We start from the raw sequence: 6114 nt of genomic DNA, 5'->3' as shown, positions 1-6114 counted from the left end.
CCGAGCCCGCTACGTCGAGGCCTTCGAGCGGATCACCGGCCGGACGTTCGGCTGACCGCGGCCCGAGCCGGGTCGAGGTGAGAACGCGTCACAGACGACGCGTTCTCATCCGGCACGCCGTCGACGGCGACGCGGTGGCCGAGGTGTGGCTCGGGCGTACGGGTTCCGATCTGGAGTGCATCTACGACGGCGAGTTTCGTCACTGCTTGCGGTGCTGTGATCATCGGAGACGCCGGCTACGAGCAGCACGCGCTGGCCCAGGTTGGCGCGGGCGGACGTCGACTGAGGATTCGCGTTGACCAGATCGGCTCACCTCAACGGGTCGTACTCGAATTCTCTGAGTTGGGTACCGACGCCCCGTCGGTCGTCTAGGGGCGCCTAATCGGGGCGCCTCGCCGCAGGCACGGCTAGCGCGCTGGACACCATTCAGAGCCGCTGGTCGCTGACCCGACTCGGCATCAATCTATCAATGGGTACTATCGTGCCCAATTGGGCATATTGGTGCCCATGCCTGCGAGGATCTAAGGTGTCGAAAGGAGTTTTCGTGGACCTGCGTCATCCCCTGCAGTCGGTGATTCCCAGCGCCCACGGAGCCGTCCTGTCGGTCCTCGCGCAGACCGCTGTCCCCCTGAGCGGCCGGGGGCTCGCGGAGCTGACGCGACCGGCATACGGATATCGACGGGTCGGGCAGGTGCTCGGCGATCTGACGACCGCCGGCATCGTGCTCCGCGAGTCGCGGCCGCCTTCTTTCTTCTACCGCCTCAACCGGGATCACGTGGCGGCGGAAGGCATCGTCGCGCTCTCGAACATGTGGTCTGTGCTGCTCGACCGGATCCGTACTGATGTCGACGGCTGGGCTCCTCAACCTCGTGCGGTCTGGATCTTTGGCTCGGCCGCCCGGGGGGAGGCCGGCCCGGACAGCGACATCGACATCCTGCTCGTGCGTCCGTCGTCGGCCAGTGACACGGAGACCGCGGCTGGCGGCAACGACTGGCAGGCGCGTGTGGACGATCTGTCAGACAAGGTCACGAGGTGGTCCGGCAATCCGTGCGAGATCCTTGACCTTGACGAGTCGGAGCTTGAAGCCGCCTTGGCACGGGGCGACCGGTTGGTCCGCGATCTCCGCGATCAGGCCGTGAGGGTGTTCGGCCGTGAGCCACGCGCACTGCTACGGACGGACGTGGACTGATGGCGGCGCTCGCCGACGCTGGCAGGCACCTGTCGAAAGCGAAGGAGTTCTTGGCCGCCGCCGCGGTCAGCTATGAGAGCGGTCTCTACAACGCGGCCACGGCCGACGCCGTCGTCTGCGGGATCCACTGCAAGGACGCGATCTGTCTTGTGGTGACCGGCCGGTCGGCGGCCGGCGAAGCCCATCAGATGGCGGTCGCTGAGCTCGATCGTTCAGGACCCGTCGGTGCAGGCCTGTCCTCGACGTTGAACCGGCTCCTGAGGATGAAGACGAAGTCGCAGTACTCCGCCGAGTCGATCGGGGCCGGAGACGCGGCCAAGGCCGTCGGGTGGGCCGAGCGGATGCTCGCGGCGGCGGAAGCGGTCGCGGCCGGGCGTTGACGTCTGCCGCGATGAACGCGCGGTCCCCGGCATACGGGCCAGACCGATATCGTGGGGCGACCGCCGCACCCACTCCCCGAGGAGCCCCCTGCCGATGGGAAGCATCGTCGTCGACGTCATGCTCAAGCCCGAGATCCTCGACCCGCAGGGGCAGGCCGTCGCCGGCGCCCTGCCGCGCCTCGGGATCGAGGGGTTCACCGACGTCCGCCAGGGCAAGCGGTTCGTCCTCACCGTCGAGGGGGAGGTGACGGACGAGCACCTCGCCCATGCGCGCCAGGCAGCCGAGACGCTGCTGAGCAACCCGGTCATCGAGGACGTCGTCGCGGTCCACGCGCTCGACGCCACCGCGCCGACCGAGGGCGACGCGTGAAGATCGGGGTCGTCACCTTCCCCGGCTCGCTCGACGACCGTGACGCCGCGCGGGCCGTGCGCGCCGCCGGCGCCGACGTGGTCACCCTCTGGCACGGCGACCGCGACCTCCACGGGGTCGACGCCGTCGTCCTGCCCGGCGGGTTCTCCTACGGCGACTACCTGCGCTGCGGCGCCATCGCCCGCTTCGCCCCCGTCATGGACGTCCTCGTCCCGGCGGCCCAGGGTGGACTGCCGGTCCTCGGCATCTGCAACGGCTTCCAGGTCCTGTGCGAGTCGCACCTCCTGCCCGGCGCGTTGATCCGCAACGACCACCGCAAGTTCAACTGCGTGGACCAGGTCCTGCGCGTCGAGAACGCTTCCACCACATGGACATCCGCGTATGCCGCGGGCCAGGAGATCACCATCCCCCTCAAGAACGGCGAGGGCGGCTTTGTCGCCGACGAGGCGACGCTCGACCGGCTCGAGGGCGAAGGCCGGGTCGTCGTACGCTACGTCGGCGCCAACCCCAACGGCTCCCACCGCAAGATCGCCGGCATCACCAACGACCGCGGCAACGTCGTCGGCCTCATGCCGCACCCCGAGCACGCCATCGAGCCGGGTTACGGCCCCTCGACGGACGGGTTGGACTTCTTCGCTTCGGCCCTCGCGAGCCTCGAGCAGGTGGTGTCCGCGTGAGCGCGCAGACCGAGGCGACTCGTCAGGACCTCGCGGGTGTCGACACCGTGACGCAGGCCGGCACGACGCCCGACACCGAACAGCCCTGGGGCGCCTTGGGGCTCAAGGTCGACGAGTACGCGAACATCAAGGAGATCCTCGGGCGCCGACCGACGTCGGCGGAGCTGGCGATGTATTCCGTGATGTGGTCGGAGCACTGCTCCTACAAGTCCTCGAAGGTGCACTTCTCGCTCTGGGGCGAGAACACCACCGACGCGATGCGCGAGAAGCTCCTGGTCGGCATCGGCGAGAACGCCGGCGTCGTCGACATCGGCGACGGCTGGGCCGTCACCTTCAAGATCGAGAGCCACAACCACCCCTCCTACGTCGAGCCCCACCAGGGCGCTGCCACCGGCGTCGGCGGCATCGTGCGCGACATCATGTCGATGGGCGCCCGCCCGATCGCGGTGATGGACGCGCTGCGCTTCGGCAACCTTCGCCACCCCGACACCCTGCGTGTGCTCCCGGGAATCGTTGCGGGAGTCGGCGGTTACGGGAACTGCCTCGGCCTGCCCAACATCGGCGGCGAGGTCGTCTTCGACGACTGCTACCAGGGCAACCCGCTCGTCAACGCTCTCTGCGTCGGGGCGATGCGGATCGAGGACATCCACCTCGCGTCGGCGCGCGGGGTCGGCAACAAGGTCGTGCTCTTCGGTGCGAAGACCGGCGGCGACGGCATCGGCGGAGTCTCGGTGCTCGCCTCCGAGACCTTCTCCGCGACAGGAGGTGGGCCGACGAAACGGCCCGCGGTGCAGGTCGGCGACCCCTTTGCCGAGAAGGTGCTGATCGAGTGCTGCCTCGACCTGTATGCCGCGCACGTCGTCGCCGGCATCCAGGACCTCGGTGGGGCCGGACTCTCCTGTGCGACGAGCGAGCTCGCGTCCAACGGTGACGGGGGGATGGCCGTCGAGCTCGACCTCGTGCCGCTGCGCGACGCCTCGCTGCGACCCGAGGAGATCCTCATGTCGGAGTCGCAGGAACGGATGATGGCGATCGTCGAGCCCGCCAAGCTCGAGGCGTTCCTGGCGATCACGACCCGCTGGGACGTCGAGGCGACCGTCATCGGCGAGGTCACGGACGGTGAGCACCTCGTCATCACCTGGCACGGCGAGACCATCGTCGACGTGCCGCCGCGATCGGTGGCGCACGACGGGCCGGTCTACGACCGCCCGCTGGGCCGACCGGCATACCTCGACGGGCTGGTGGCCGACACGACCGCCGACCTCGAGCGGCCCGTCACCGGCGAGGAGCTGCGCGCCACCCTGCTGACCATGCTCGCGAGCCCCAACCTGTGTGACACCTCGTGGGTCACCGATCAGTACGACCGCTACGTCATGGGCAACACCGCCCTCGCGATGCCGGACGACGCGGGCGTGGTCCGGGTCGACGAGGAGACGGGTCGCGGTGTCGCGATCTCGACCGACTGCAACGGCCGGTTCGCCAAGCTCGACCCCTACACCGGGGCGCAGGCCGCGCTGGCCGAGGCCTACCGCAACGTCTCGACCGCCGGCGCCGCCCCGCTCGCGGTGACCGACTGCCTCAACTTCGGCTCACCCGAGGACCCGGGCGTGATGTGGCAGTTCCGGGAGTCGATCCGCGGGATCGCGGAGGGGTGCAAGACCCTCGGCATACCGGTGACCGGCGGCAACGTCTCGTTCTACAACCAGACCGGCGACGTCGCCATCCACCCGACGCCCGTGATCGGGGTGCTCGGGGTGATGGAGGACGTCTCGGTGCGGACGCCGTCCGGGTTCTCCGTCGACGGTTCGCGGCTCTACCTCCTCGGTGACACCCGCGACGAGCTCGATGGCTCGGAGTGGGCGCACGTCGCGCACGGCCACCTCGGTGGCGTCCCGCCCGTGGTCGACCTCGAGCACGAGATGCGGCTGTCGGCCGTGCTCCAGCAAGGGGCGCGCGAGGGCTGGTTCGACGCGGCGCACGACCTCTCGGAAGGTGGTCTGGCGCAGGTGCTCGCAGAAGCGGTGCTGCGCAACGGGATCGGCGCGCGGGTCGGCCTCGAGCGGCTCGTGCTGAAGGGTGTCGACCCGTTCACCGCGCTGTTCTCGGAGTCGACCGGTCGCGTGCTCGTCGCCGTGACCCCGGGTTCGGAGGACGAGTTCCTTGCTGCGGTGCCGGACTCGGTCTCCGTGACCGAGCTGGGTCTCACCGACACCGACGTCGACGGCCTCGTCGTTGTCGCCGGCCCCGACGCCTCCTTCGGCATCGACCACGCCACCCTGCGCCGAACCCACAAGGCGACCCTCCCCGGCATCTTCGGCCCCTGAGCGCCCACGGGGCCACCGCTAACGTCCGCGTGAACGCGACACCGGTATCCCGTCCGCGCGGACGTTGCGGCGGGTGCACGACTAATGTCCGCGCAAACACGACACCGGTATGCCGTTCGCGCGGACGTTGTCAGCGGGGAGACGCGTTGTCCACACCCCCTGCGTCGTTGGTCCCACGATCCACAGGACGAACGGTGTCTCTGGTGGGTGATGCCGTCGGGGCGGCAGGCTCATCCTGCATGAAGAGCCCCAAGTCGTCCCTCATCGCCACCGTCGAGGAACAGGCTTCTACGCAGGGCAACGTCCTGCGACTCGCCGACCTCCGAGACCTCGGAGTGACCCCGGGCCAACGTGTCGCGCAGGCCCGCGCCCGACGGTGGGCCGCGATCCCCTGGCGAGGCGTGGTGGTCGCGTCGGCAGACGACGAGACGCGGCACCGTCTCGCTCTGGTGGAGGTCGGGAAGGGAGCCGCCATCGGCGGAGCCTCCGCTCTGCTGCTGGCCGGTCTGACCGGGTGGGACGAGGAGTTCATCCATGTCTGGGTGCGGAAGTCGTTCTCCAAGAACGGCGCTGAGGGAGTAGCGCTCCACGAGAGCAGACGGTGGACCCCGGACGACCTGGTCGGCAGCGGCATACCCCGTGCGAATCCGACTGTTGCGGCGATTCAGTCCGCGCTCTGGGCGAAGACCGTCCGACAGGCGGCAACGCTGCTGGCGATGTCGGTGCAGCAGCGGCTCGTCTGCGCCGACGTCCTCGCCGTGGAGTTCGAGCGGGTCAAGCGACACAAGTTCCGGGTGATGCTCCGACAGGTCATCGCTGACATCGGCGGGGGTGCCCAGTCCATGAACGAGCTCGACTTCGCGGTCCTCTGCCGCGCGCACGGGCTCCCCGAACCCTCGCGTCAGGAGCGGCGGCAGTCGTCGCAGGGTCGGATCTACCTCGACGTCTACTGGCAGGCCTATCGCGTCCGCCTCGAGGTCAACGGAGCCGGGCACGGGATCCTCGTCGCCGCGATGAGCGACGAGATCCGCACCGTCGAGGCTCAAGCTGAGGGCGACGCTGCCGTCCAGGTCTCTGTGCTGACGATCCGGGTGGAGCCCCTACCGTTGATGGATGCGCTTCGCCGCCTCCTCCGATCTCGCGGATGGGTCGGCTGACAACGTCCGCGAAAACG

6 protein-coding genes are annotated in these 6114 nt (G+C 69.2%); all 6 read left to right on the top strand.

Annotated elements, in window-relative coordinates; translation table 11 throughout:
- The first annotated feature begins 544 nt into the window (after positions 1 to 544).
- The 6 genes from Q0R63_RS08885 (at position 545) to Q0R63_RS08860 (ending at position 6097) form a co-directional block, all read left to right on the top strand.
- Positions 545 to 1189, top strand: a complete 645-nt coding sequence (locus Q0R63_RS08885) for a nucleotidyltransferase domain-containing protein (RefSeq protein WP_295696472.1) — start codon at positions 545 to 547, stop codon at positions 1187 to 1189.
- Positions 1189 to 1569, top strand: coding sequence for a HEPN domain-containing protein (locus Q0R63_RS08880; protein WP_295696470.1), 381 nt, complete (start codon positions 1189 to 1191; stop codon positions 1567 to 1569). Before Q0R63_RS08885 ends, Q0R63_RS08880 begins: the two co-directional genes overlap by 1 nt.
- Positions 1570 to 1663: 94 nt before the next feature.
- Positions 1664 to 1939, top strand: coding sequence for a phosphoribosylformylglycinamidine synthase subunit PurS (gene purS, locus Q0R63_RS08875; protein WP_295696467.1), 276 nt, complete (start codon positions 1664 to 1666; stop codon positions 1937 to 1939).
- Positions 1936 to 2616, top strand: a complete 681-nt coding sequence (gene purQ / locus Q0R63_RS08870; RefSeq protein ID WP_295696464.1) for a phosphoribosylformylglycinamidine synthase subunit PurQ — start codon at positions 1936 to 1938, stop codon at positions 2614 to 2616. The genes purS and purQ overlap by 4 nt, the downstream gene beginning before the upstream one ends.
- On the top strand, positions 2613 to 4940 hold the full coding sequence (purL, locus tag Q0R63_RS08865; RefSeq protein ID WP_295696462.1) for a phosphoribosylformylglycinamidine synthase subunit PurL: 2328 nt from the start codon (positions 2613 to 2615) through the stop codon (positions 4938 to 4940). Before purQ ends, purL begins: the two co-directional genes overlap by 4 nt.
- 239 nt (positions 4941 to 5179) lie before the next feature.
- The gene (locus tag Q0R63_RS08860; RefSeq protein ID WP_295696460.1) at positions 5180 to 6097 is read left to right on the top strand and encodes a hypothetical protein; all 918 of its coding nucleotides are present in this window, start codon (positions 5180 to 5182) and stop codon (positions 6095 to 6097) included.
- Positions 6098 to 6114: the final 17 nt, after the last annotated feature.

It is taken from the genome of Lapillicoccus sp. (assembly GCF_025353065.1).
Lineage (GTDB): Bacteria > Actinomycetota > Actinomycetes > Actinomycetales > Dermatophilaceae > Lapillicoccus.
This window is presented reverse-complemented; position numbering and strand designations above follow the sequence as displayed.

Coding starts and splice junctions, on each gene's coding strand:
- Q0R63_RS08880 (WP_295696470.1), top strand. CDS start 1,189: ATGGCGGCGCTCGCCGACGCTGGCAGGCACCTGTCGAAAGCGAAGGAG.
- Q0R63_RS08860 (WP_295696460.1), top strand. CDS start 5,180: ATGAAGAGCCCCAAGTCGTCCCTCATCGCCACCGTCGAGGAACAGGCT.
- purS (WP_295696467.1), top strand. CDS start 1,664: ATGGGAAGCATCGTCGTCGACGTCATGCTCAAGCCCGAGATCCTCGAC.